This window comes from Nocardia salmonicida, assembly GCF_036142455.1.
GTDB classification, from domain to species: domain Bacteria; phylum Actinomycetota; class Actinomycetes; order Mycobacteriales; family Mycobacteriaceae; genus Nocardia; species Nocardia salmonicida.
The window spans coordinates 2,949,343-2,975,204 of the sequence record NZ_CP108014.1; the positions used below are offsets into that span (position 1 = coordinate 2,949,343).

The following is a 25,862-nucleotide window of genomic DNA, read 5'->3' on the forward strand; positions in this document are numbered from 1 at the left end:
CAGACGCCGACTCGTCGGCATCGAAGGATTTCTAAGGCTGTTCATATGCACGCGCGCCGCTAGTTTCCCGCTGATGCCGCGACGAGCGGATTTGATGTGAGTACTGTTCGGTCGATTTTTCCGCTCGCGGTACGTGGCAGCGACTTCAGCTGGTGGAATACTGCGGGCACCATCGCCTCGGGAAGAGCCCTGCGAAGGTGGCCGCGCAAATCTGCCGACGCCGGTGCCCCGCAGACAAAGGCAACCAGATGTGCGCCCCGGCGTTCGTCGGTGTGCACGACGACGGCGCTCTCGGTGACGCCGGGATATGTGCCCAACACTCGTTCTACCTCCCCGGGCTCAACACGCACGCCACGGATTTTGACCTGTGCGTCAAACCGACCCAGGAACTCGAGCACACCCGGCTCGCACCACCGCACACGGTCGCCCGTGCGGTAGAGGCGCTCGCCGCTCCCCCATGGGTCCGCGATGAACGCCTGACTCGTCAGACCTGGTCGGGACGCATAGCCACGAGCCAAAGCGACGCCGCCGATCAGCAACTCGCCTGGCACTCCGACGGGCACCAGGCCGAGGTTCTCGTCGACCACGCGCAAACGAACTCCCGAGATCGCACGTCCGATCGGGACTCGGCGTTCGTCGGGACCACAGACCCACGACGTCACGTCGATGGCGGCCTCGGTGGGGCCGTACAGATTGTCCACTGATGCACAGATGCGCAGAGCTTCCTTGACGATAACCGCCGTCAGCTCTTCACCACTGCACACGATCTGTCGAAGAGATGACCCGCAGTCCTGTGCCTCCGACTGTGCGGCGAACAGTCGAAGCATCGACGGTATGAAATGGATGACCGTGACAGCGTGCGTGCTGATCGAACGAGCCAAGGCCGCCGGGTCCCTGTGTATGCCAGGTTCGGCGATTATCACCCTGGCCCCCGCGGTCAGCGGCCATAGCCATTCCCACATCGCGACGTCGAACGCGACCGGAGTCTTGTACAGGACACGGTCGTCGGGGGTGAGCCGATAGGTGTCCTGCATCCAAGCGATGCGGTTGGCGATCCCTGCCTGGGTGTTGACCGCGCCTTTGGGCCGTCCAGTCGAACCTGAGGTGTACACGGTGTAGGCCGAGTCTTGCGGGCCCACTAAGTCAACGACCGGTTGGTAGGTCCCCGAGCACGTTGAGGTGTTCGTCAGCTCCGTGACGACATCGAGGACGGGCAGCAGGTTCCCGAGGCCGATGGCACCGGAGTCACCCGCGAGAACCAACTGCGCGTGCGCATCTGACAGCATGGCGTCCACGCGGCGCGGTGGCTGTTCGACATCGACCGGCAGCAGCACCGCGCCCAACGTGAGGACAGCGAGTTGGGATACGACGAGCTCGACGCTGCGTTCGATGGCCACAGCGACGACGTCGCCGCGGCGAACGTCGTATTGCCGTACCTTCTCAGCGAGATGGTTTGTGAGGTGCCCTAATTCACGGTAGGTGAGTCGATCTGCCCCGAACTCAAGTGCGACCGCGTCGGGACATTGTTCGCCCCGCGTGGCGATGAGTTCGCTGACCGGCGTGAACGATGCCCGTTCTGCAGTGCGGTCGCCTGCAGCCAGGAGTGACCGGCGTTCCTCGACCGCCATCGACTCCAGATCGCCGAGACGCCGACTGGGATCGTGGACCATTGCTACCAACAATCGCTGCCACTGCGCGGCGAACTGTTCGATAGAAGTCTTGTTGAACAGGGCTTGGTCGTAGTGGAATACGCCTTCTAGTTCTGGCTCGTCTGCTTGCTGTCGAACGCAAAGGACGAGGTCGAGCTGCGATAGGCACACCGGGATGGGTAGGCGCTCCCTGCACAAAGCGAGGACGGTCATTGCCTGGGTATCCATCGTGAATCCGATGCTGACCCGCTGTTCTTGCTCGATGCTCTCGAACGTGCAGTCCTGGTCCGCGAAGGCGCGCATACAGGTCGTATGGGCCTCTTGCAGAATGTCTTCGACCGATGACCGTGGATCGATATGGAAGCGCAGGGCGATCATTCGGGCACGGGAGGCGAGTGTGTCCTGGATTCCGTGTTCGGCACCGTCGGAGGCTGAAGTACCGACCACCACGTCATGAGTCCCGGTCCACCGGGAGCTCACGATGGCGAGTGCAGTTTCGAGGAGCACAACCAGCGACGTCTGTGTGTCGCGACCGAGCCTGCGCATGCTCTCGGCGGTCGAAGCGCTCAGCACGGTCCGGACTGTGTCGGCCTTGCGAGTTGGGGCGAGATGCTGTGCGCGATCTGCCAAGAACCGCGCTTTTGCGGTCGCGGTCGCGCCCTGCGATCGTTCGCCTTCCATGATCCCCACTTCGGCTACCCCTGCCTTCGCCATAGTTTCAAGGCTGTACGAGGTCGGAAACTAGTGCCCCGCAGGTGTGTTGCCCAGCCGTCACGGATTTGGGAACGCTCACCACACAGTGCCCACCACGCTAGCTTGTACGGGATGGCGCGAGTAGTCTTCAGTTCTTGGTGACAAGATTCGCGGTTCGAACGAATCATATTGACTTGCAACAGGACTGAGTGACGTTGCCGCACAGAGCAGAGGCTGCACCGCAGGGCGTCAAATCGTTCGACTGCGCTGGGGAAACTGGTCAGGCCGCGCAAGAATTCCCGAAGCCACCCCAGGCCTTGATGCGCGTCCAGATCCGGCTGACGGTTTTGGTGGCCGGTCTGGCAGGGGCGTACTGGATCTTGTTCCGAGAGCAGTTCCCCATACACACCTCGCACCTGGCTGGCTGGTGGGCACCAGCGGCAATCGCCACCGGGATCGGTACCCTAGCCGCGCTGACGATCGCGGCCATGGCGAAGTCACTGCGAGTGATCACCACCAGTGCAGCAGTCTTCGCCATGTCGTATCTGTTCATGTGTGTGACGTGGTTTGCCGCGGTGGACGGGCACCGGATCCCGATACCCGCTTCGACCTGGATCGAAGGATTTAGCACCATTCCCGCAATGGCAGCAGCGATCAGCTGGCGGATGAGAGTCGCGCTCGTCTACGCCTTCGTGACGTTCGGGCTGTCCCGGGCGATTCACTACCTGAACATGGGGTCCGTTGAACTGCGGTGGGCAGTGGTGAGCATCGCAGGAAATCTGCTGCTGACAGTCGTACTGACGGTTATGTCCCGGGTCGCGATAGAGGCTGCTTCTGCGTTGGACTCGTCGTGGGTACAACTACATTCCGAGACCGCGTGGCAGGCTGCACAACAGGCCCGTCTCGATGAGCGCGATCGAGTCGGGGACCTTCTCCACGACTATGTTCTCGCCGCCTTACTCGCCGCAGCCAAACAACCAGACAGCCCCGAGGTGCGGCGCGAAGCGGCCCTGGCAGTACACGAACTCGATACCGACCCGGCAGTCTCGGTTGCATCTGCAGTCTCGGCGTCTGAGGCTGTCAGGGCAATCGCTGCTCGATGCCGGATCCCACACACAACAGCGGCGCTCTTCCGGGAGATCGACCCGACCGACACTAGCTATCCTTCAACAATTGTCGATGCGTTCGCCGATGGCGCCCGCGAAGCCGTCCGCAACAGCCAGCGCCACGGCGGCCCCAAGCCGAAAGTCATTGTGGCAGTGCGGGCGGCGGCCAATCGATTGGAGGTCGAGGTCGTCGACAGCGGCCCTGGGTTCGATGCCACACAGCAATCTGGCTTCGGGCTGTCTCGACTTCAAGAGCGGATTCTCGCGATACCGGGAGCGACGCTGAGCATCGATACCGAGTCCGGAACCAGGGTTCGCATGCTGTGGTCTGCGCCCCGAACCACGATTCGCTGTGCCGACAACAAATTTCGGGACTTGCTTCAGATCAGCACCTCGCAGTCATGGAGTGCTGCGGCAGCGTTCACGGTCGCTGCCCTAGCCTCCGCAGCAGCATTCGCAGGATCGACCACGCCGATCTCCACTGAACTCGTCGCCGTCACTGTTGCTGCTGGCGCGGCGATAGTGCTCATGGTCGATCGCAGCGATCCACTGCGATGGTCCGCCACGACATTGTTGGCACTGGGACTGCCCGCAGCGAACCTGCTCGTCGTAGCGTCATCATCGCCGCCGATATCGAGCCAGGTGGCCTGGCCCGGCTACCTGGTCGGGTCGTTTTCGCTCGTGCTCGGTGTTCGCGGCCGGCTGGCAGGTGCCACAATCGCCACCGTCGGATGTTTCGCCTCGCCGATAGTGCTGGCGTCGCATACCGGGCGGCCGCTGAGCTATTGGATATCGGAGTCGATCGCCGCGCTCATGGCGCTGCTGTTGTGCGTCTTCTACTCCCACGCGATCCGTCCTGCCATGCGCAAGATCCAGCAGCTTCGAAACTACTCGATCCAGCGTCACGCCGAGAACGCCGCACGCAATGCGCGGACAGTCCAGCGGCAGCAGCACCTGGCTACCATCGAGCGCCGCGCACGACCACTCCTGCAGCGAATCTCCACGCAAGGTCTCTCCCCTGTAGAACGCAAGACTGCGGCTAATGTCGAAGCCCGCTTGCGCGCCACTCTCCGCGCCCCCGGGCTGAGTCACCCCGATCTCGATGACTCGGTCGACGCCGCACGCAATCGCGGAGCACACGTCGTCTTGATCGACGACAGCCCGGCCCCGCCATTTGCCGACGAGCAGGCTTTCGATCGCTTCATCGCACTAGCGGGTACTTTCCTCGACAAAGCTGGGGTCGATCACACGATCACCGTCCGGCTGACCCCGACGCATCATACACACCGCGCAACGATCGTCATGACCAAACGTGGAGTGACAGTTGACCGCGCCGCGATCAACGTCCACGGTCGGCAAGCGACATTCGAATCTCACTCCGCCACAGGAGAAGTGCACGGAATTGAAGGTAACCGCGCCCTTACCCCACGAGATGCTGCAGCCGATCCCCAACAATCGCAAACAGAGATGTGCAAAATTACCGACGCCCGCCGCCGGATCGCCTGAACTACGCCCACCGGCTTCCATCGACCGAGAGGGATCCAGTGCCGAAAGAAGCGGACTCGCCACTCGACATCGCCATCGTCGAGGACCACGCGATATGGGTGCGAGGCCTGTCCGCAGCGCTGGCCGAGTTTCGGGTGATGGCGACCATCACCCATCACCGATCGGTCGCCGAGTTCCTCGCCGCGTCACAGCCGCCGCAGTTGGTGATTCTGGATCTACAGCTCGGTGACTCGACCACACCCGCCAACAGCATTGCTCTGCTGGCCGCCGCTACCCACCGAGTCCTGGTCATCACATCAGGCGAGCGCCCTGACCTCGTCCGCGAGGCTGCCCACGCCGGAGTACTCGGCGTCGTCTGCAAGTCCGAACCAGACGCTGTGATCGCCGAAGCAGTCCGGACCGCGAGCCGGGGCGAGGTCGTTGGATCAGTGGATTGGGCTGCCGCCATCGATAGCGACGCTGCCTTCGTCCCCAATCTAAGCCCGCGTGAGCGCGAAGTGCTGTCTTTGTGGGCATCGGGCGAGACAGCCAAAGGCGTCGCCGAGATGCTGAATCTGTCTGTCAACACGGTCAATGTGTACCTTCGCCGGGTCAAGGAGAAGTACGAAGCCGTTGGCAACCCCGCCCGCACCAAGGGCGAACTCCGGGCCGCAGCTCAGCAAGCCGGCTTGGTTCCGAAAACCTGGTGGGGCAGAGCAATCAGACAACATCATGGGCCATAGGAGTAGGACACCAGCATGTACTCACTGTTCGCCGATCCGGACGCGGCAGGCTGAGCATTTGCACACCCGCACTGCCATGCGCAGGTTGTTCGCTGTTGCAGGCTTGATGCTACGTAGGGCCGTTAGCCGACTGCATCATCACTGATGTATTCACTCCGGACGGGGGACGGGACGTCCTCCGACGCTGCGATGGTGATGCTCACACCATTTCACCGCAGAGAGCACAAGGCCGGATCCGGCACTACATGTCTGCACGAACCCTGGCGTCGCCTGACGACGATGTCGACCACAAATGTCACCGAGCAGCATCGAGGCTACAAATGGAGACTACACAACGGTCGCCGTCGGACTCGAATCGTGTGCGGCGGCCTTGCATGGCCGCCAGTACCTCATCGGGGACATAACAGAAGCGGAATCCTCGGCGCCATCTGATGGAGGGCAGAAGCTCGCTCTCGTGTGTCAGTCTGAACCCTTGAGAATTTGAGATGTACAGAACGTCCGCTTTGCCCCCGTTGGACTCGACTAGTTCGTCCATCACATGACCTCGCTCGGGGATCAGGCAAAAATTCGCGGCAGCATCCGGCACAAACGAATCCAGCTCGATGCTGAACGCACCCCATACAAACCGCGTTCGCCACACCTCGCGCCAACCACCGACTGCAGCACGGTCTGCGGAGCCAAGCTGCTGGGCGTCGGTGGCGAACCGGTCGAACGGCCGATCCTGCGGACTCGGCCTCATCTGGAATGCGACAACATGCTGTGTCGAACTCGCCCATAGACCTTCGATGTTCCAGTTCCCGTGTGTGATTCCTGTCGATTCGGCGGCGAAGGCTGCCAGGTCGCGACACACTGTGGCTAAGTGCGCGCATCGATTCGGCTCCGACAGTCGAGCATCCTCACCGATGGTTTCACAGTAGGTGGCGCTCAGACCCTCAGCGGGAAACACGATTAGCATTTTGGCCTGCTGCACTCCCAGTAGCTCGATAGCCACGGTCGAGAGTCCATAGACGTAGGCATGAAAATAAACAGCCGTATGCGCAGGGACAAGGTGCTGTCCGAGGACACCGCGAACATCGTCACCGAGCGCACGAACTGAGTTTGACAGCCGGGAAACTTCTCCAATGGTGAGGCTGAGTGCATGGTTCGACTTCGATGAATTCGCTCCCCGGGCGCTGCTCGGACTGAACGATTCCATGGTGCCGGAGACCTTTGCCATCAGGCCCGTACAACCGTGCGCCACTGCCGTGTCGAGCCAGGAGTCGAACTTCCCCTCAGCAATTTCGCGCCGGGTGAACAAGTGCCACGGCGGAATCGACACGTGACCCTGTTGCAGCCGGCAATAGGCAGAAATGATCGAGAAACCGATTGCACTTCCGCCCACTTCATCATGCAATTCCGCGAGGGAGCGCGCGGAGGAGCGGCCGCCGCAGGAGTGGTCGCGCAAAGCAGCGGAAATCTGCCCCAACCCGATCTGCTGATCACTGCCCCTGTTTGGTGGCGTCACCGTTTCACCCCGATGATCTCAGCGACAGAGTGATAGTGCGGACTGCCATGGGACGTGTCGAGCTTTCGGTATTCTCGTTCCTCGACCATGGTCAGATCACTGAAGAGCGTCACCAACTCCCCTTGGTTCAGATAGCTCTCAACATGGTCAGCGGTTTCGCTATGATCGTCGGATTCTCTGATTGCGCCCGGATCATCGGAGAGAAACGCAGTCGCTACAAGCACCGCGCCAGGCCGCATCGCTTCGGTCAGTGTCGCGGCCAGCGCACGCCGTTGCACGGCGGCAACATGTTCGAGGACGGTGATCGCCACGACGGCGGAGTAGTCCGTCGTCGGCTGCCATGCGCACATGTCGGTGTTGAGGATGCGCACTCGATCGGCAACACCCAACTGTGCAGCTTGATCAGCAACAAATCGGCATCCCGCCACGCTCTGCTCGACGAGATCGACTGTGGCACCAGCCATTGCCGCGACCAGCCCATTGCGGCCGGTTCCGCCGCCGAGGTCTAGCACTCGACTGCCTGGGCCGAACCATTGTGGATAGCGGCAGAAGGCAGCCATAAACCGCTTGTTCGGGACGACGTAGTAGCCGTCGACACTGCCTACGTACTCGGGATAATGCTCATCGGTCATCGTCGCCTCGAAACGACTGCGATAGTCGCCCTGGTGTCGCGACCTTCGCTCAAGAGCCTCGCTGACGCGGGCGAGTACACGGTCGGCCAACGAGTCCCCACAGCCGTAGTGCTCAAGGCAGTACCGCACCAGGGGGATATCAAGCGTCCCGCAGGCATCATCTAGAGAGGTCGCGACAATGGCATCGATGACCTCGTCGTTGAACCTGTTGTCGATACCGTTCATCAGGACTGATCCTCTTTCTGCAACGAAGCAACCACTCCCGCCGCATAATCCGCATGGCGGCTGTCGGGGTTCTCCGAGACGAACCGCTCGAACACGCCGCCGACGAATCCGGGTGATCCGACTCGCACGAGCCGTGGGCCGACCTCACCACCATGGCTTTTGGCGACGCCTTGGCCTACGCCGTCGCCGAAAGCCGGAAGTACATACCCGATCACATCGACTGCAGCCGTCGCGGCTGCGGCGAAGCACATCATGCACGGCTCCACTGTCGTCACCAGAACGACCGGTCTCGTAAGTCGCCGGAGCCCGTAACCCATGCTTCGCAACAGCGCTATCTCTGCGTGGTCGATCGGCGATCGCCGATCGGAGGCGGGAAACGAAGACGCCACATGACGGCCACCGGCGTAGAGATCGGCAACGATCGGGACCGCCCAGCTGATGACCCCGATGGGGTCGCCGTCGTTCGACCGCCGCGTGTCCACGGTCAACTTGCCCCACTGCGCATTGACCACATAGTTCTGGCAGGTCGGAAGAATTTGCGCTCGTGCCGAACCCGGCTCGACCAACCCCATTGCGAGAATCCCGAGAAGCAACGCGCAGGCCCGAACGGGCCGACTATTCCGAATCATGCTGTGCCCCCATGATTTTCGGTTGCGCACCGAGCGTTTCGGTGCGTCACAGGGCCTGACGGGACACGCCCGAGACCGGTTCCCCAAACTATCGGTGACTTGAATCACATTCGACCGCTGATTGAAGTCGTGCGAACAACCACATGCCAGCACACGCCCTGCCGCTCGACATGAACCTGAGATCCCTGCAACTGGGCGCTACATCGACGACTCCACATCACCAAGGGACCGATGCTCAACCACGACCTCGATCTGAAACTCCTCAACCACGACCCTCGGACGCCTGGACTTCGCCCTCCTGGCCGAATTCCCTCGGCACGACAGCCTTGCCGCCGTCTCGCCCAACCGGCCAAGACCGCTTGCCACCTCGCGAGAGCACTGACCGAATCAGGAGATCGTCATACGAACGAGCCAGGCGTATGAGCTCGTGTCCGGTATACGTCCACCGGACAAAACACGGGATACGCTGGTGCCGAGGCCACCGCCGCACGCTCGGCCGGTCCGTCGGATGAGTCGAAAACTATTCCAGTCCTGAATTTTCGGCCTGCTCGAATACGTCGAGTCCGCGACGCAGCACAGGAGGAGCCCATGGTGTCGCACACACCCGAGGCGGTTGTGATCGACATCGTGGACCAGATAGACGACGAGACTGTGACGTCGCAGCCCTGATACCTCAACTGTCTACTACCGCAGTACCTTTGACTCGTGAGCGCTCGGAGGGGTCATCGGTTCCCCCTTTGATGCGGCTGCTCACCGCACGTGTCGATGGAGCGATCGAAGCGCATGCGCTACCGGGTGTCCTCGTCAGCGATTCGGATCGTTGCGCACACCCGGGCGCCGTCGCGCAATTTCGCTCCACCATGAGCAGAGGGCTGCGTACGGGGCAACCGAGCCGAAGTCGGCTCGACAACAACGGCCCTGGCTCTCACTCAGCGGCGTATTCGATGTCCACCAGCGATCTTCGCGACCGCCGGTACGTGGCAGAGTCAGTAGCTGCGATGGCGTGTGCACACCAGACATGCTGTCAGTCGCCGTTCTGCACCGACGAGAACGTCGCCTGACCACCGGGGATGCGGGCCAACGGAACCCACTGCAGCGCTTTCCCTTTCCCAGGACACTTTCGCCGAACCGAGCAAGACCACCCACCGTCGTAATACTGTCTCGCTATGGATATTTCTGAGGGTGTCCAGGCTCGGCTCGCGCACCACAACGCCAACATCGAAGACAACGACGATGAACTACGTGCCGAACTAGCCGAGACCCGCGCCGTCACCTCTGAGACCGAACTGGCGGCAGTTTCCGACACCCTCGACGACGGCGAGCCGTCGTCGAGCCCTGCGCAAGAGTTCGACGGCGCGGGCTTCCACACCGAGACGATCGTCGTGCGCACCGGCCGCCCCGTGTTGACCATCCATCGTGACGCCGCACAGCTGAGCTTCACCGATCCCGACAGCGAAGTCTGGCGGACCCGCTTGAGCGCGGCTTCTGACTCCCTGATCCGCGCCGCGCGCGCCGTCGGCAGGATCGAGGTCACCGGCCACGACGCCTCCTGGCTTGGCACCGGGTGGCTCCTGGCACCGAACGTGATCGTCACCAACCGCCACGTCGCCCAGGAATTCGGTCGCGCCGCCGGTGGCCAATTCGTTTTCCGTCAGGGCTTTTTCGGTCCGATGACCGCCTCGATCGACTTTCTCGAGGAGGCGAATCGTCCCGAAGACCTGACCTTCGCGATGACAGAGATCCTGCACATCGAAGACGACGCCGGCCCCGACATCGCGCTGTTGCGGGTGGATCAGACCGGTCCGGGCACACCCGCGCCGATACCGATGTCCCAAGACCCGGTAGTGGACGACTTTCTCGCGGTGATCGGATACCCCGCACGCGACAGCCGGATACCCGATCAAGCGCTCATGGAACAGATCTACGGCAACCTCTACGACAAGAAGCGCCTGGCGCCGGGGCGACTGACTCGCAAGCAAGGACCGGTGATCCTGCACGACTGCACCACACTGGGCGGGAATTCCGGGTCGGTCGTGGTGTCGTTGACCACCGGCGAAGCGGTCGGGCTGCACTTCGCCGGACGCTTCCTCGAAGCCAATTTCGCGGTCGCTTCACCGGTGGTCCAACAGCGCCTGACCGCAGTACTGGGCAGGCCGGTACGACCGGCGACTCCCGCGGTCACCGTTGACACTGCCGGTGCCGGCACGTTCGACAGTGCCACACCGACCACAGGCAGGCCGGCGCGGTTCAGTGCTGTCGTACCTTTGCGGATCACCGTCGAGATCGGAGATCCCTACGCGGACAACCTCTCTGCGATCTCTGCTGCAGCGCCCACGACGGCCGCTGCCCCTGCTCCCGGGATCTCGACCGAGGACCTCGTCGTCGAGGGAGTCGCCGCGGATTACCTCGGCCGCAGCGGATTCTCGGAAACATTCCTGGGCTCGGACGCGGCAGTCACGCTGCCGGTGGTCAACGATCACGACGATGTCCTGGTCTTCGATGACAACGGCCGCGACGGCACTGTGCTGAACTACGAACACTTCTCGGTCGTGATGAGCAGAACACGCCGCATGTGCCTCTACAGCGCGGTCAACATCGACGGCAAGCAACGAGCCAGGGCCGATCGAACGCAGTGGCGCCGCGACCCACGCATCCCGAACCACGCCCAGATCAGCAAGGAGTGCTACGGCCCGGCACCCAAGTTCTCCCGCGGCCACATGACTCGACGCGAAGACCCGGTCTGGGGTCCGCAAACCGTCGCCGCACGCGCCAACAACGACTCCATGCACGTGACCAACGCTGTCCCGCAGATGCAAACCTTCAACGCCGGAGTCTGGCTCGACCTCGAAAACTACGCCCTGCAGAACGCACGACGGGACCAGATGAGGATCTCGGTGATCACCGGCCCCTTCCTCCACGACGACGACCCGATCAAGTTCGACGTGCGAATTCCCGTCGCGTTCTGGAAGGTGATCGTCTTCATCCACGACACCACCGGGGCACTGTCCGCGACCGGCTACAGCCTGTCGCAAGGCGAGCTCCTCTCCGAGCAGGAGTTCGTCTTCGGTCAGCACAAGACCACCCAGCGCCGGATCGAGTGGATCGAGCAGAAGGCAGGGCTGTCGTTCGGTGACCTCACCGCGTTGGACCCGTACCGCGAACCGGAAAGCCCTGACACCCGCCTCGACACCGTTCATCAGATCCAATTCGTCTGATGCCGGTTCATCCGCTGCGTCAACTGGCTGATTTCGTTACCTCCTTTCCAGCGACGAGGACGGCTGACAGCGATACACCCGATCTCCCTCCACACCGACGAGGCTGGAGGGAGATGGTCGTGTTCGAAGCCCCCGCTTTCTGCGGGGGGTGTTGACTTGGGGCGAGGCAACCGAAGCCGGCGTCATCAGAACCACGGCGCGGACAGCGTTGGCGCCGCTGCACAGGATCCGAGTAGTCGGGTACTCGTGCGCACAGCACGGCCCAGGACCATCATCGAGGTGACCTTGCCGGGCAGAGGTTTCGACCGCATCCCCGGTGGACGAGATGAGCAACCGGGCGTTGAGTTGGGAGAAACTTAGGAGCCGGGAGTGCGAACCGGCCGCGACAGAGGTCCCAGCAGAGCTGGCCGCACTGTTCCATCCGGAAAGCGGCACAGCGGGAGCGTCATTCAGCTCCGGACAAACATTCGTGGAGGGAGTCGGACATGGACCGCACGCTCAAAGTGATCGCGAACAGATCTGAGCAAGCCGCGCTCGCACGGGATCACACCGTGACAGCCAACTACGACGCGTTCGCGCTGGTGCAGGTCAACGAGGCCCAAGCGCGAGAGTTGAGCCAGCGCTACCTCGTCGAGGACATCACCGCGCAATACGAAATTCCACTCGGACCGACCGCGGAAGACTCGATCGACACCAACCTGCCACGGATCACCGGCCCAGCACGGCCTTCGGCCCACCCCGCCTACCAGCGCACCCGGCGCCTGGACGCCGGGCCCCACCACTACCTGATCCAGTTCGTCGGTCCGATCAAGCCGCAATGGCGCTCAGCGGTCGAGAAGGCAGGTACCTCGATCGTCGACGCCCGTGCTGGTTTCACACTGGTCGTGCGCGCGACGGCCGAGCAAATCGCGGCGATCGCCGCGCTGCCCGAAGTGCGCTGGGCCGGTCACCTGCCCGACCGCGCACGCCTGGACGTGACCACCGAACCCGTGCTGCCCCGAACAAAGCTGCTCCCCGACGTCCTCACGGTCGAGTTCTTCACACCGGCGACCGCACGCGCGGGCAAGGCGAAGATCCGCAAACTCGGACTCAAGATCATCGGAGAGGGCGCGGAGACGCTCATCGTCGAGGCGTCAGCGGGCACCGATGCCGCTCGGCGCAAGCAACTGGCCGCCCTGTCGGCCGTCCATGGTGTGCGCATGGTCCGCAACCGACCGATCAACCGCATCAGCAACGACGTCGCCGCGACAATCATGCGCGGGACCGCGGCAACACTGAATGGGGTCTCCACCCTCGACGGCGACGGCGAGACGATCGCCGTGTGCGACACCGGATTCGACACCGGCACCACCTCCCCCGTACACCCCGATTTCGCCGGCCGCGTCAAAGCAGTCATGAGTTTCCCGATCACCTCGGAATACGCCCAGTACATCAACAACGCCGGCGCCGATGACGGAGCGTCCGACCTCGACTCCGGCCACGGCACCCACGTCACCGGATCGGTACTCGGCGACGGCGCCGCGAGTACCGCGGTGGCGGGGCAAGCGGCGATCCGCGGTCTGGCCACCAAAGCGAAGCTGGTGTTCCAGGCAGTCGAGCAAGCCTTGGACTGGAAGAACCACGCCTTCGTTGCCAAGTACGGGCGCTACCTGCTCGCAGGAATTCCAGTGGACCTCGCCGACCTGTTCACACCCGCCTACAACAAAGGCGCACGCATCCACACCAATTCGTGGGGCGGCGGCGACCCCGGAGTCTACGACGACCAATGCCGCGCCGTGGACAAGTTCATGTGGGACCACCCGTCCTTTTGCATTCTGTTCGCCGCGGGTAACGACGGCAGCGACTCCGACGGTGACGGACAGATCAACCTTGGCTCGGTCACCTCGCCCGGCACCGCCAAGAACTGCCTGACTGTCGGGGCGAGTGAGAACCTGCGGCGCTCCTTCGACAGCCAGCGGTACGGCAACTGGTGGCCGGGCGACTACCCAGCACCGCCGTACAAGAGCGCTTCGATGGCCGACGACCCCGATCAGGTCGTCGCGTTCTCCAGCCGTGGTCCTACTGCGGACGGGCGTATCAAACCCGACGTCGTTGCCCCGGGCACGTGGATCCTGTCGACGAAGTCGACGATGCTCAGCCCCACCGCAACCGGCTGGAAGCCCTTCCCGGGATCTTCGAAGTACTTCTACATGGGCGGCACAAGCATGGCCACGCCGCTGACCGCCGGTGCGCTCGCGCTCCTGCGCCAATACCTTCGCCGCGACCACAGCGTCGCGACACCGTCGGGTGCGCTCCTCAAAGCGGTAGTGATCGCTGGTGCTCGTCGCCTGCCGAGCACCGCGCCCGCGGCCACCGTGGCCGATAACCACCAGGGCTTCGGATGCGTCGATGTGTCTGCTGTTGTTGCCCCCACTGCGCCGTCGACGCTGCTGGTGCGCCAAGGCAAGAAGGTCTCGACCGGACAACTCCACACCCTCGAGATCGAGGTCACCTCGGCGGCTGTTCCGCTGCGGGTCGTGCTCGCCTACAGCGACTTTCCCGGCGAGACGTTGGTCAACAACCTCAATCTCGTTGTCCGGGGGCCGGACGGAGCGCCCAGGGCCGGAAACAGCGGGCAGGGCGCTGGATTCACGATGGACTCGACCAACAACGTCGAGGTCGTCGAAGTCGGCACACCCACGGTCGGTACCTGGAGGATCGACGTCATCGGCTCGAACGTCCCGCAGGGGCCTCAGCCCTACTCACTGGCGATCCTCGGCGCGGCGGCTGGCTAATCCCTAGGACAGCCACCGCCTCTGACGTTCTCTGACCCCGACACCATATCCACGGGCGATCGGTGCGACCACCTACACGCCCGCGTTGACACGGATCAATGGGGTCGCGGGCTCGCGTCGCGGTCAGCTGTTGCTCAACACCTTGGAAAATCGCGGTCTGTCGGTGCGCGAAACGGCTGCGCACCGCCCTGATCGTGGCGGTGCCGCCCGAGGCGGTCGAATGTAGGTCGGCCCGGGCATTTTCCGCCTGTGGGTGGATGTGGGGAGAAATGCGCGCCGCTACCCTCCACGGAACACTGTTTCATAGATTGGTTTCGATCATGGTCAAGAACGAGATCCCCGTACGGCGCATCCGGTTCGGTTACCCCGAGGCCAGTTCGGACCGGCATTTCGTCGACGGCGATCTGGTGATGGGCCATGCTGTCGCGTTCCTGTCCTCGGTATTTCCCGAGGGTGAGGAATTCTTCATACGGTCGGTGCGGGAGTTCGACGCACAGATCACCGATCCCCGACTGCGGCAACGCGTGAAGGGCTTCATCGGCCAGGAAGTCACCCACGGCCGCGAACACTCCGAGCTCAATGATCGGCTGCGCGCCATGGGCTACCCGATCGGTCGAGGCGAGCGGGCCACGCGTCGCTTCAACGCGGTGATGGGCCGTCGGTCGCCACACGCGCGCCTCGCTGTCACCGCCGCACTAGAGCACTTCACCGCCGTACTCGCCGAAACCCTACTGGCCGAACCACATGCGCGCGCGGCCCTCGGCACCGGCGATGCGCGGCCGATCCTGCTGTGGCACGCACTCGAGGAGTCCGAGCACCGCAGTGTCGCCTTCGATGTCTATCGTGCCGCGGGCGGTTCGGAGCGGATCCGGATCCGGGCGATGCGAGTCCTGATGTTCACTTTCACGTTCAACACAGCCGTGCACACCATCCTCTCCCTCGCCGGCGACCGCGCGGCATACAACCCGCGGCGCCTGTTCGCCAGCCTGGCCGCGCTGCGCCACTCACCCTTTCTCGCGGCCGCCGTCCGCAGCCGCCTACTCGACTACCTGAGCCCCGGCTTCCACCCCGACGACGTCGACAACACCGCGCTGCTCGCTGACTGGAACCTCCGCCTCTTCGGCCCGGACGGCGAACTCACCCCATTGACTCGCTAGTTCACGGTTGCCAGCGGCGACTCAGGCGGGGCATGGAACCAGCTCACCGCCTATTTCCTTGCCATCGGCGTCCCGGGTCGATGACCGCGTCGAATGCTTCGACCACCGCGAGAGCGGCCACCAGGTGATGGGTGTTGGTGAATTGGCTGGCCTGGTTCGCCACGATGTTCGCGGATCGCGCCGCGGGTGCGGGGCCGACAACGTGGAAACACCGGTGACAATCGGGTGACGGACCATCCCCGCGAGTGCGGGGACCACTGAGAGCGAGTTGATCCATGAGATCGAGCCTGTGGACCATCCCCGCAAGTGCGGGGACCACACTTTTTCACCTGCAGATTTCCGAGCAACCCAGCCCGATTTCATTCACTTCGAATCCACGCCACAAGCGTGCCACACAGATCCCGCATCCCTAACCTTAGGCATCGACAGCGGCACTTGACCGGAGCCGCAACGCGGCGGTGCCGACTGACATCAGGCGGATTCTTCACTGACTCGGCACCCACCCCGACAAGGAAGGTGTCCAGGCGATCGGCGCGGTGACCCAGTTAGGCATCAACTCCGCGACCGATCCTGCTCAAATACACTCGGCCACAGGATGTCGTCGGCGCCAGGGTCCTGCCGACGCGGGAGCCGAACTGGTACCCCTCCCCCGCGCGCACCGCGGTGGTTCGCCGCATCGCACGGTTGATCGGTGCGGGCGACCTGAGACAGAAGCTGGGATGACCGGCCCTAATGCAGGTGGGCTCCACGCGTCGTCGATCCTGGATGTGTTCGAGCAACAGAACTTCTCGACCGAGTCTGCGCAGGTATCCGATTCCGAAGCGAACGGCGCGCTACCGCAGTATTGCGAATTCGAGGTCTCGGAATGCGTTGTGCCATAAAATCACTCGCGCTCGCTCGTGATGCCACTCCGGTCCACGCCGCTCAGCTGGACAACCGTTGAAGGGAACGACTGCATGACTGCAGCATTGCTGCGAAAAGGCGAGAACGCGGTTCTGACGTTTGGTTCGCTCACGTGCACGGTCGCACCCACAGGCGGGCCGGTCGACGTCTCCGCACTCCTTGTGGCTACGAACGGAGCGGTCCGCAGCGACAATGACCTGGTGTTCTACAACCATCCATCACAGGATGGCGTCTCGGTGGCGGGCATGACCGTGACCGTCGAGTTGTCGCGCGTGCCGCGCGACGTGGACAAGATCATCATCGTCGCCAGCGCCGACCCATTGCATCCCGGCACGGTGTTCACGACTGCTCCCCTGTTGACGCTGAGATCGACCGCCGGACCTGAACTGCAATTCACCGCACCAGATTTCAGCGCGGGAGAGACAGTGGTGCTACTCGCTGAGATATACCGACGTAGCGATAGCTGGAAGGTGCGCGCGGTAGGCCAGGGCTATTCCTCCGGTCTCGCAGGCCTGGCCACCGACTTCGGCGTGACCGTCGACGACGAGCCTGCCACCGCGCCGCCGCGCACGAACGGTCCGACTTCCCACGCTCCTGCGGCTTCCTCGGTCGAGCTGACGAAGGTCGCCAGTCAAGCTCCTGCGTTGTTGGCGCCAGCCCGCCAAGCGGGGCAAGCACTCGCCAGCAGTGGGCTCGCCAACTGCCGTGCTGCCGTCTATCTCGTCCTCGATCACGACTACGACATGAAAGACATGTACGAGTCGTTCGCCATCCAAGCCTTCGCCGAGCGGGTGCTCGCACTGTCGGTGAACCTCGACGACGACGGCATCGTCCCGGTGATCTTTTCCGGCGAGGACGAACCGTTCCTCGAAGAGATCAGCCTGACCAACTATCGCGGTCGGATCGGCCAGCTCCACACCCAGGTCGATTGGGGCTGGGGCAACGTCACCCAGGCGATGCGTCGAATCGTGAGCCACTATCAGGAATCCGGTAGCTCCGACCCGGTTTTGGCGATCGTCCAGGTAGGTAGCGAACCCTACGACAAAGCCGAGATCCGTTCCCTGCTGCAGAACACCGCCTCGATGGGTGTGTTCTGGCTGTTCGTCGGGTTCGGCCGCGGCAAGCTGGCCTTCTACAAGAACCTCAACGCATCGGCATCCGCCACTTTCAGCAACGTTGCGTTCTACGACGCCGGCAAGAACCCGGGCGCGGTCCCGGGAGAGCAGTTTTACACCGGTTTGGTCGACGCGTTTGGCGTGTGGGCGCGCCGGTGAGCAGCATGGCCACGGCGCGATCTGGTAGTCGACCCTCGCCGAGCACGAGATGCGGTGCGATGAGGGCTACCAATCAGACCGTGAGGCTTGCGTTCTCGATCATTGCCACGCCCGCATCTCCTGGCGCCTCGTCGACGTAGGGGAAACGCTGCGCTGGCATCGTGCCGAACAAGATTGATTCCCGTATCGAGATTCCATGGGCAAGAAGCGATTTCGTGTAGCGCGGGAAAATCTCGCTCAGGAGCGGGCTTCTTGCGCAAGGTAGCCTTTAGCAAGGCTGTCTGAAGAAGTCGTCGGCCAGACGGCCCGGAATATTCCGTTTTCCGATTCGATCGAACGACCCATCCGAGCACAATAGGTTCAGAACACCCGAGGACGGCAGGGCTCCGGGGGGTGACCTTCCCACCGGCGGCCAGACCCAGAATTTATTCCGACCAGACCACTGTTCCCACACGCCTGGGCTTGTGATCTGCATGGTCCCGCCGCAGCCGAGGTAGTTGGTGTGGTCAGTTCGCTCAAACCTCTCGTTCTGACCACCGGCAGGACCCCCTTATCGGTGGTCAACGCCGCCCGATGGTTCGGGCACGTGTATTCGATCGTCGATCTGGTCCAGCCTTCTTGGCCACGCAACGCCGAACGCCCCGAGCTCGCCGGTAACGAGCTCGGGGCGTTCGTGATTGGGTAATCGGCCGCGCACAGGCTTGATACAAGCTAATGGTTGACATTTCAGAGTCTAGAGCAGCAGAGCAAACGTGGGAATCGGTCAGTTCTGGTGGCTGCTATGCGGGTGTTTCCGACCCAAGAACAGTTTCGCCTCACGCCGTCCATCGGCAGGGTCGTCGGCTGCTCCCGAGCCTTGCGCAACAGCCCCGGACCTCAGTCGCAACGGGGGTTCGGGCCGAGGGTTCATGGCGAGGATTCTGCAAACGTAGCTACACTCGAAAGCGGAAGAGCCGCTGACCGGGAACCTAGCAAGTAGGTGACCCGTGACTGCTGTGCAGCTCCTCTATCCATTCTCGACTTTCCCGTCGCCTGGCGTGGTTCACACGAGCCATCACCGCAAGCCGACGTTCAGATGGTGACGCGCCGGATTCGACTCGCGCTCAGCAACAGTCATCCCGACACGCCACCGACAGAGACGTCTCGGTATGCCGGATGAACACTCGGCCCGGCAACACCGTCCCGACCATCCCCCCCAAGCTCGAAATCATCTGTCCAAGCGCGCCACCAGAGCTCAACAGGCCTGCCGCGCTGGCGTTGTTGCGCCTGCTCCGTCACCACTCACACACCGGCCATCTCTTGGAATCACCCGACAGCAAGGAGTCCTGATGTCCGCCGATCAGACCGAATGGGCCGTCCTCGACGACCTCCTCGGCTTGGAGAAGGCCCCCACGTTCGACACGAGCCGCGAAGAGCTGGCCTTCTACGGACGTTGCTCCACCGAGGACAACCAAGACCCCGAAACCTCGTACCGGTGGCAGCTCGGCAACGCCGAGAAGTTCGTCGACGGCACGATCGTCACCAGCTACTTCGATATCTGCCAATCACGCTCGGTCCCTTGGCATCGCCGCACCCACGCAAACCGACTGCTCGAGGATCTCCGCAACCCCGACCGGGGGTGGACCGGAATCGTTGTCGGAGAAGGCACCCGCTGCTGGTTCGGTAACCAGTTCAGCCTCGTCGCTCCCCGCATCCACGCCTACGGCGTCTCGATCTGGGTGCCCGAACTCGGTGGCAGGTTCGACCCCGACAACGTCACCCACTCGATGATGATGAACATGCTCGGCGGGCTCAGCGAGTCCGAACGCCAGCACGTTCAACAACGCACCCGTGCCAGCATGGACGCCCAAGTCCTCAACGAAGGCCGCCACGAAGGCGGACGCCCGCCCTACGGCTACCTCGTCGTCGATGGACCACCACACCCGAATCCGAACCGGGCCGCGGACAATCTGAAGCTGCGGATCTTGTCGATCGACGCGGCCGCGGCACCGGTCGTGCAGCGTATCTTCCGCGCCTACCTCGACGGTCGCGGCGACAAAGCCATCGCCACCGAACTCAACCGCGACAACATCGCCTGCCCGTCGGCACATCGACCAGAACAGAACAAGCACCGTTCCGGCGACGGCTGGCAAGCCTCCACCGTCTCGGCGATCCTGCAAAACCCCCGCTACACCGGCTACGCGTTCTTCGGACGCTGGACCAAACACGAAGTTCTTGTCGACCCCGACGACGTCGCGGCCGGGCACATCGTGCGGTTCAAACGCTCACCCGCACACCGGGTCGTCCGCTCCCGGCGACCGGCCCACCCCGCGATCATCTCCGTCGAGACCTTCACCCAAGCCACCCTGCTCCGCAAACAACGTTCCGGGGTCAGCAACCGCTCCCGCGCCCACCTCGAACGCACCAGGCCGATCAACACCGCCAACACCTACCTCTACCGGGGCAAGATCTACTGCGAGATCTGCAACCGGAAAATGCAAGGCGAAATGCTGCGGCAGTCGATCTATTACCGTTGCCGCGCACGAACACTCGCACCCGGCAGCCCCGTCCAGGCCGCCCACCCGCCGACAGTCAACCTCCGCGAAGCCGACATCATCGAACCCATCGACGAATGGCTGTCCACGCTCTTTCATCCCGAACACATCAACCGCACCATCGCCGCGCTACTCGATGCGCAGCAAGACCACGGAACCGACACACGCCGAGCGGCCCTAAGAGGGCGCATCGAGCAAGCTGGAACGCGTATCGGACGCCACCTCGCCGCGATCGAGGCCGGCGTCGACCCACAAGCCGTGGTCGACGCACTGAACTCGGCCCAAGCAGACAAAGCCGCCGCACAGGTCGAACTGAACAACCTACCCAAGGAGGAAAAGTTCACCGAGACCGAGTTCCGCAAGCTCATCGGATCACTGGGAAACGTCCGCTTGATCCTCGCGGGAGGCGCTCCTGAACACAAGCAAGAGCTCTACAACGCAATAACGCTCCAGGTTCGCTATGCGCACCTGGAGCGTCAAGTTACTATTTCGGCATCCCTTGTTGGGGATAGCACTGGTGTCCGGAGGGGGACTTGAACCCCCACGCCCTAATACGGGCACTAGCACCTCAAGCTAGCGCGTCTGCCATTCCGCCACCCGGACTTGCTGGTGTGCCAAAAGATTATCCGACGCGCTGTCGGAAACCAAATCGCCCAGTTGACCTGCTGTTTTTGCGGGTCGGCATGCCTCGAGGGTGTATCCACATTTGCTTGCGACCCGCCGAGATCGAGGCTTTGGGCCGAAGCCATCCGTTGGGACGCGGTTCAGTCCTCGGTCGGTGCGGTCGTTGTTCGTTTGCGGCGCGGGGTCGTCTGTTCGATGCGCGGATCCTCGGTCACTGAGAAGTGTTTGACGTACTCGGACAGGAACGCCTGCACTGTCGCGGTGGCCGGGATGGCCAGTAGCGCACCGACTGCTCCGAGTAGCGCGCCGCCGGCGAGCACCACCAACAGCGCGACCGCGGCATTGACGTCGACGGTGCGCGCGGTGATCCGCGGTTGTAGCAGATAGTCCTGTAACCACTGGTAGACGATCGCGAACAAGATGATCCACACCGCGTCCATCGGATCGACGGTCAGCGCCACGAACACCGGAACGGTCGCGGCGATGTAGGTGCCGATGGTCGGGATGAACGCGGAGATCACGCCGAACCACACGCCGAGGGCGATGGGGTTGGGGATGTGGAGCAACGCCAGGAACGCTCCGTGCGCGACCGCGGAGACGATCGCCAGGAGCACCCGCGAATACAGGTAGCCGCCGGTCTTGTCGATGGCGAGGTCCCAGGCGTGCAGGAAGGTCTGCTGACGGGAGGGCGGAAGCAGAGAACAGACGGTGCGCCGCACCTTCGGACCGCCTGCGGTGAGGTAGACGCTGAACAGGGCGATGCTCAGGATCTGGACCAGACCGCCCAAGACGGTGGTCGACACGCCCCAGGCATTGTCGGCGGCGGTGTGGGCGTAACTCTCGAGCAGGTCGGACTCGCGCATCAGCCGTTGACTGAGGTCGTGCATCGTGAAGTGCTGACCGAAGATGTGATTGACCCGGTCGACGCCCTCGTTGAGCAGGCGTGGGGATTCATGGACCAAGTTGGTGGCCGTCTCTACCAGCAACGTCACCAGCGCGGCGAGAAAGGCCAGCACACAGGCGAAGGTGCCCACGAAGACCAGGCCGGTGGCGAGCCCGCGCGGGAGACCACGTCGCACCAGCAGCGCTACGGCCGGTTCCATCGCCAGGGAGATGAAGAACGCGACCACCAGGATGATCAGGATTCCGGTCAGTCGGTGAAACGCCCAGTTCGCGAGCAGGAACAGCCCGAACAACACCAGGGCCAGCGCCATTGCCCGAGGCAGCCACTTCGGCATTTTGGTAGGCGCGGGCGCCGGCGGGACGTTGCCAGGGGAGTCGATGTCCACGACTTCCAGTGTGGCCCCGGACCAGCCCATTTCCCGGCTCCGACGCGGCCGTTCGCGCTCGCGGCAGGCTGCTCACCGTTGACGCGCGTTGCCGCACATCCAGCATTTGCACACTCATTACCCGATCATGCATCGATTCGGCGGCGTTCGGAGCGTCGGCTTGCTACAGTCCCAGACAGCTGACTACGGGTGCGTAGAAATTGTTTATACATCCGTGTAGATCAGAGGGTCGGATCCGGTCGAGCAGCTCGGCGACCGCATTGAACACGGGGTGATCGAGATGGTATCGATAGACGATAGATCTACTGCAACAACCGATTTAGAGCTCATTGTCCGGTTCTGTCTCGACTGGTGGCGCGACCATCCGCGACAGTCCGTCGAGACCGCGGGCCGACAGGTCACCATGGCGTGGCATGCCAGCGCCGAGCTGGTCCGAGCGCTGGTTCACCGGCGATTTCCGCTGTCGGAATTCCTCCGTCAGAGCTCTTTCATGGCAGGTGTCTCAGCCACCCCGACGCTCCTGGTCGCCATCCCTATCGCGGCCATCGTGTCGATCCAGATCGGTTCGCTGGTGAGCCAGGTCGGCGCGACGACCTTCATCGGGGCGGTCAACGGCCTCGGCATCATCCGTCAGGGTGCGCCGCTGGTCACCTGCCTGATGATCGCGGGCGCGGTCGGTTCGTCGATCTGCGCCGATCTCGGTTCCCGGACGATCCGCGAGGAGATCGATGCCATGCGGGTGATGGGCGTCGATCCGATCGGCAGGCTGGTGGCGCCGCGTCTGCTCGCCGCGGTGCTGGTGAGCATTCTGCTGTGTGGGTTCGTGGTGTTCGTCGGGTTCGCCACCGGCTACGTGTTCAACATCTTCATTCAGGACGGCACACCCGGTTCCTACATCAGTACCTTCGCCTCGTTTGCCGTCGCGAGCGACCTGCTGGTCGCGCTGGTGAAGGCAGCGGTATTCGGCGCGCTCACCGCGATCATCGCCTGTGATTGCGGCCTGAACACCAAAGGTGGCCCGGGCGGTGTCGCGAACGCGGTGAACTCCGCGGTGGTCAGTTCGGCGATCGTGTTGTTCGCGGCCAATATCGCGCTCACCCAGATCTACAACACCGTTTTCCCTTCCAAGGTGCTCTGAGATGACCGATTACATACCGCCCCTGCTGCGTCCGCTGCGCGCTGCCAAGGCCGCGACCACCCCGCTCACCGAGGCGAACGCGAGATTAGGTCACCAGGGAGTCGTTTTCGTCGAGTCGTTGCTGGCCATTCCGTTCGTCCTTCGGCACTACCGCAAAGAGGTGGTGCGATTGATCATCGACGTCACCTGGGGCAACGGCGCGCTGGTGGTCGGTGGTGGCACGGTCGGGGTGATCCTGATTCTGTGTGGCTTCGGCGGCATCACCGTGGGAATGGAATCGCATACTGCCTTGGATCTGCTGACGATGAGCCCGCTCACCGGCGCGATCTCCGGCTTCGCCACCACCAGAGAGCTGGCCCCGCTGCTGGCCACCATCGCCTTCGCCGCTCAGGCGGGTTGCCGGTTCACCGCCCAGATCGGCTCGATGCGGATCGCCGAGGAGATCGACGCGCTCGAGTCGATGGCGATCCGCCCACTCCCCTACCTCATCACCACCCGCATGCTGGCCGCCGCGGTCGCGATCCTGCCGCTCTACAGCGTCGGCATGGCCACCGCCTACCTCGCCACCAAGGTCACCGCGTTCTTTTTGGGGGACAACGGCATCGGCACCTACGACCACTACTTCCACCAGTTCCTGGACCCGGGCGACATCGTGTACTCGGTTCTCAAGGCGGTCGCGTTCGTGCTCGTTGCCACCTTTATCCAGTGCCACTTCGGCTATATCGCCGCGGGCGGGCCGGAAGGCGTCGGAGTCGCGGCCGGCCGCGCGATCAAGATGACGATCATCGTCGTCGTTTTCCTCAATCTGCTTCTCACACTAGCGATCTGGGGCGTCGACTCCGGAATCCGAATCTCCGGATAGGAGACCGAAATGTATCCGGATCCCAGTGGACGCGGCTGGTCGCGCGGGCGACTCAGCGTGGCCGGTGTGGCGATGGCGCTGAGTCTGTCCGGTGTCGTCGCACTGCTCGGGCTGCGCTACGCGGGCCATTTCGAGGAAACCGTCGCGGTGACGGCGCTGATGACCAGTACCGGCGACGGGCTGCCTGCTCGCGCCGACGTGCGCTTTCGCGGGCTGCTGGTCGGCACGGTGTCGGCGGTCGAGATCGCCGAGAAGGGGCTGAGCCAGCGGGTGGGCCTGGACCTGGAGCCTGCTGCTGCCGGGGCCATTCCGGCTTCGGTGACGGCCCGTGTCGTGCCTGCCAACATCTTCGGAGTCACCTCGGTCGAACTCGTGGACAACGGCCCGGCCGTGACACCGTTGCGGGCGGGCGCTGTCGTCGAGCAGGACACCAGCCGCGCCACGGTAGCCCTGCAGACCACGCTGACCACGTTGCGCGATGTCTTGAATCGCATCCAGCCCGCCAAACTCGCCCGTGTGCTGGCCACCCTGGCCGAGGCACTCGACGGTGATACCCGAATGCCCGGTTCCACGATCGAACGGCTCGACCAGTGGATCACCGAGGTCCGCGCGCTGCCCGGCATCGGTGATCTGCTCGGCGATCTCGGGGCGGCCACCGCGGCGGTGAATCAGTCGGCGCCCGAACTCGCTGATGCCCTCGGCAAATCGGTGCAGACGGCGCACACGATCACCGTTCGCCGCAACCAGGTGATCGCACTGCTCACCTCGGCAGGTACTGCCACCGACGCGACCCAGGCTCTGTTCGCACGGAACCCGGACGCGGGCAAGGAGCTCGTCGTCGGACTGGACGAGACATTCGGCGCGCTCGCGGCGGATCCGTCGGCGTTGAGCGAAACCGTCACCGCACTCGGTGATTCCCTGAGTCGCCTTGCCACCGTGTTCAATTGGGGACCCAGCAAGCAGATGCAATGGGACGTCACGGTCTCGTTCACCCCGTTCCGCCAGTACACCGCGGCCGATTGCCCGCGTTACGGCAGCCAGGCCGGACCACGGTGCGACACCGGCACCATCCCGGATTCCCCAGCGCCACAGTCGTATCCGGCACAGCTGATCCCGGGCTGGCTGTCCTCCGCGGGGCCTGCGCCGATTCCCACCGTGGCGGCACTGCCTACCCTGCCGAATATTCCGGCGCTGCCGAACATCCCAGGACTCTCGCTGCCCGGTCTGGTGATTCCCGGCATCACCGCCCCGGCAGGTTCTGCCCCACCACCGCCCGGCCGAGCCGGACCAGTCGCGCTGACCGGCCCCGCCGCGGTGGCCGCGTTCCTGGGCAAACGCCCGAACACCACGCAGCAGCTCCTGCTCGGCTCCGTGCTCACCGGTGCGACCGTGACGGTCGCCCCGCCATCCTCAGGAGGTCACTGAG

General features: G+C 63.5%; 15 protein-coding genes and 1 tRNA gene. 10 read left to right on the top strand and 6 right to left on the bottom strand.

Going from position 1 to position 25,862, the window contains the following annotated elements:
- Positions 1-59 precede the first annotated feature (59 nt).
- A complete protein-coding gene (locus OHS03_RS14015) occupies positions 60-2,363 on the bottom strand; it encodes a non-ribosomal peptide synthetase (RefSeq protein ID WP_328663140.1) in 2,304 nt (767 codons plus the stop codon).
- 188 nt (positions 2,364-2,551) lie between these two features.
- Here OHS03_RS14015 and OHS03_RS14020 point away from each other — a divergent pair, with 188 nt between their 5' ends.
- A complete protein-coding gene (locus tag OHS03_RS14020; protein ID WP_328663141.1) occupies positions 2,552-4,954 on the top strand; it encodes a DUF8320 family protein in 2,403 nt (800 codons plus the stop codon).
- Between the two features lie 137 nt (positions 4,955-5,091).
- Entirely contained in the window at positions 5,092-5,676 is a 585-nt protein-coding gene (locus tag OHS03_RS14025) for a helix-turn-helix transcriptional regulator (protein WP_328663142.1), read from the top strand.
- 295 nt (positions 5,677-5,971) lie between these two features.
- On the opposite strand, the gene OHS03_RS14030 is transcribed toward OHS03_RS14025, so the two are convergent.
- The 3 genes from OHS03_RS14030 to OHS03_RS14040 are packed head-to-tail and all read right to left on the bottom strand — an operon-like array spanning position 5,972 to position 8,609.
- Complete coding sequence (locus OHS03_RS14030; RefSeq protein ID WP_328663143.1) at positions 5,972-7,180, bottom strand: hypothetical protein; 1,209 nt, start codon at positions 7,178-7,180, stop codon at positions 5,972-5,974.
- Positions 7,177-8,037, bottom strand: a complete 861-nt coding sequence (locus OHS03_RS14035) for an SAM-dependent methyltransferase (RefSeq protein ID WP_328663144.1) — start codon at positions 8,035-8,037, stop codon at positions 7,177-7,179. Before OHS03_RS14035 ends, OHS03_RS14030 begins: the two co-directional genes overlap by 4 nt.
- Entirely contained in the window at positions 8,037-8,609 is a 573-nt protein-coding gene (locus OHS03_RS14040) for a cytidine/deoxycytidylate deaminase family protein (RefSeq protein WP_328663145.1), read from the bottom strand. The genes OHS03_RS14035 and OHS03_RS14040 overlap by 1 nt, the downstream gene beginning before the upstream one ends.
- 1,223 nt (positions 8,610-9,832) lie before the next feature.
- On the opposite strand from OHS03_RS14040, the gene OHS03_RS14045 reads away from it, so the two are divergent.
- From OHS03_RS14045 to OHS03_RS14065, 5 genes are all read left to right on the top strand, one after another.
- Positions 9,833-11,881, top strand: coding sequence for a DNA/RNA non-specific endonuclease (locus OHS03_RS14045; protein ID WP_328663146.1), 2,049 nt, complete (start codon positions 9,833-9,835; stop codon positions 11,879-11,881).
- Between the two features lie 485 nt (positions 11,882-12,366).
- Entirely contained in the window at positions 12,367-14,655 is a 2,289-nt protein-coding gene (locus OHS03_RS14050) for a S8 family serine peptidase (protein ID WP_328663147.1), read from the top strand.
- A gap of 320 nt (positions 14,656-14,975) precedes the next feature.
- Complete coding sequence (locus tag OHS03_RS14055; protein WP_328663148.1) at positions 14,976-15,812, top strand: metal-dependent hydrolase; 837 nt, start codon at positions 14,976-14,978, stop codon at positions 15,810-15,812.
- A 956-nt stretch (positions 15,813-16,768) separates the two neighbouring features.
- Positions 16,769-17,989, top strand: a complete 1,221-nt coding sequence (locus OHS03_RS14060; RefSeq protein ID WP_328663149.1) for a VWA domain-containing protein — start codon at positions 16,769-16,771, stop codon at positions 17,987-17,989.
- A 1,328-nt stretch (positions 17,990-19,317) separates the two neighbouring features.
- Positions 19,318-21,060, top strand: coding sequence for a recombinase family protein (locus tag OHS03_RS14065; protein WP_328663150.1), 1,743 nt, complete (start codon positions 19,318-19,320; stop codon positions 21,058-21,060).
- Here OHS03_RS14065 and OHS03_RS14070 read toward each other — a convergent pair.
- Positions 21,039-21,126, bottom strand: a tRNA-Leu gene (locus tag OHS03_RS14070). The genes OHS03_RS14065 and OHS03_RS14070 overlap by 22 nt on opposite strands.
- A 161-nt stretch (positions 21,127-21,287) precedes the next feature.
- Entirely contained in the window at positions 21,288-22,436 is a 1,149-nt protein-coding gene (locus OHS03_RS14075) for an AI-2E family transporter (RefSeq protein WP_328663151.1), read from the bottom strand.
- A 280-nt stretch (positions 22,437-22,716) separates the two neighbouring features.
- Here OHS03_RS14075 and OHS03_RS14080 point away from each other — a divergent pair, with 280 nt between their 5' ends.
- From OHS03_RS14080 to OHS03_RS14090, 3 genes are read left to right on the top strand one after another with little or no spacing between them, the layout of a single operon-like run.
- Positions 22,717-23,574 (top strand): MlaE family ABC transporter permease, encoded by an 858-nt coding sequence (locus OHS03_RS14080; protein ID WP_328663152.1) that lies wholly within the window; start codon positions 22,717-22,719, stop codon positions 23,572-23,574.
- Position 23,575: 1 nt separating this feature from the next.
- Positions 23,576-24,436 carry an MlaE family ABC transporter permease gene (locus tag OHS03_RS14085; protein WP_328663153.1) on the top strand — a complete coding sequence of 287 codons (861 nt, stop codon included), beginning with the start codon at positions 23,576-23,578 and terminating at the stop codon, positions 24,434-24,436.
- A gap of 9 nt (positions 24,437-24,445) precedes the next feature.
- Positions 24,446-25,861 (top strand): MlaD family protein, encoded by a 1,416-nt coding sequence (locus tag OHS03_RS14090; RefSeq protein WP_328663154.1) that lies wholly within the window; start codon positions 24,446-24,448, stop codon positions 25,859-25,861.
- Position 25,862 lies beyond the last annotated feature (1 nt).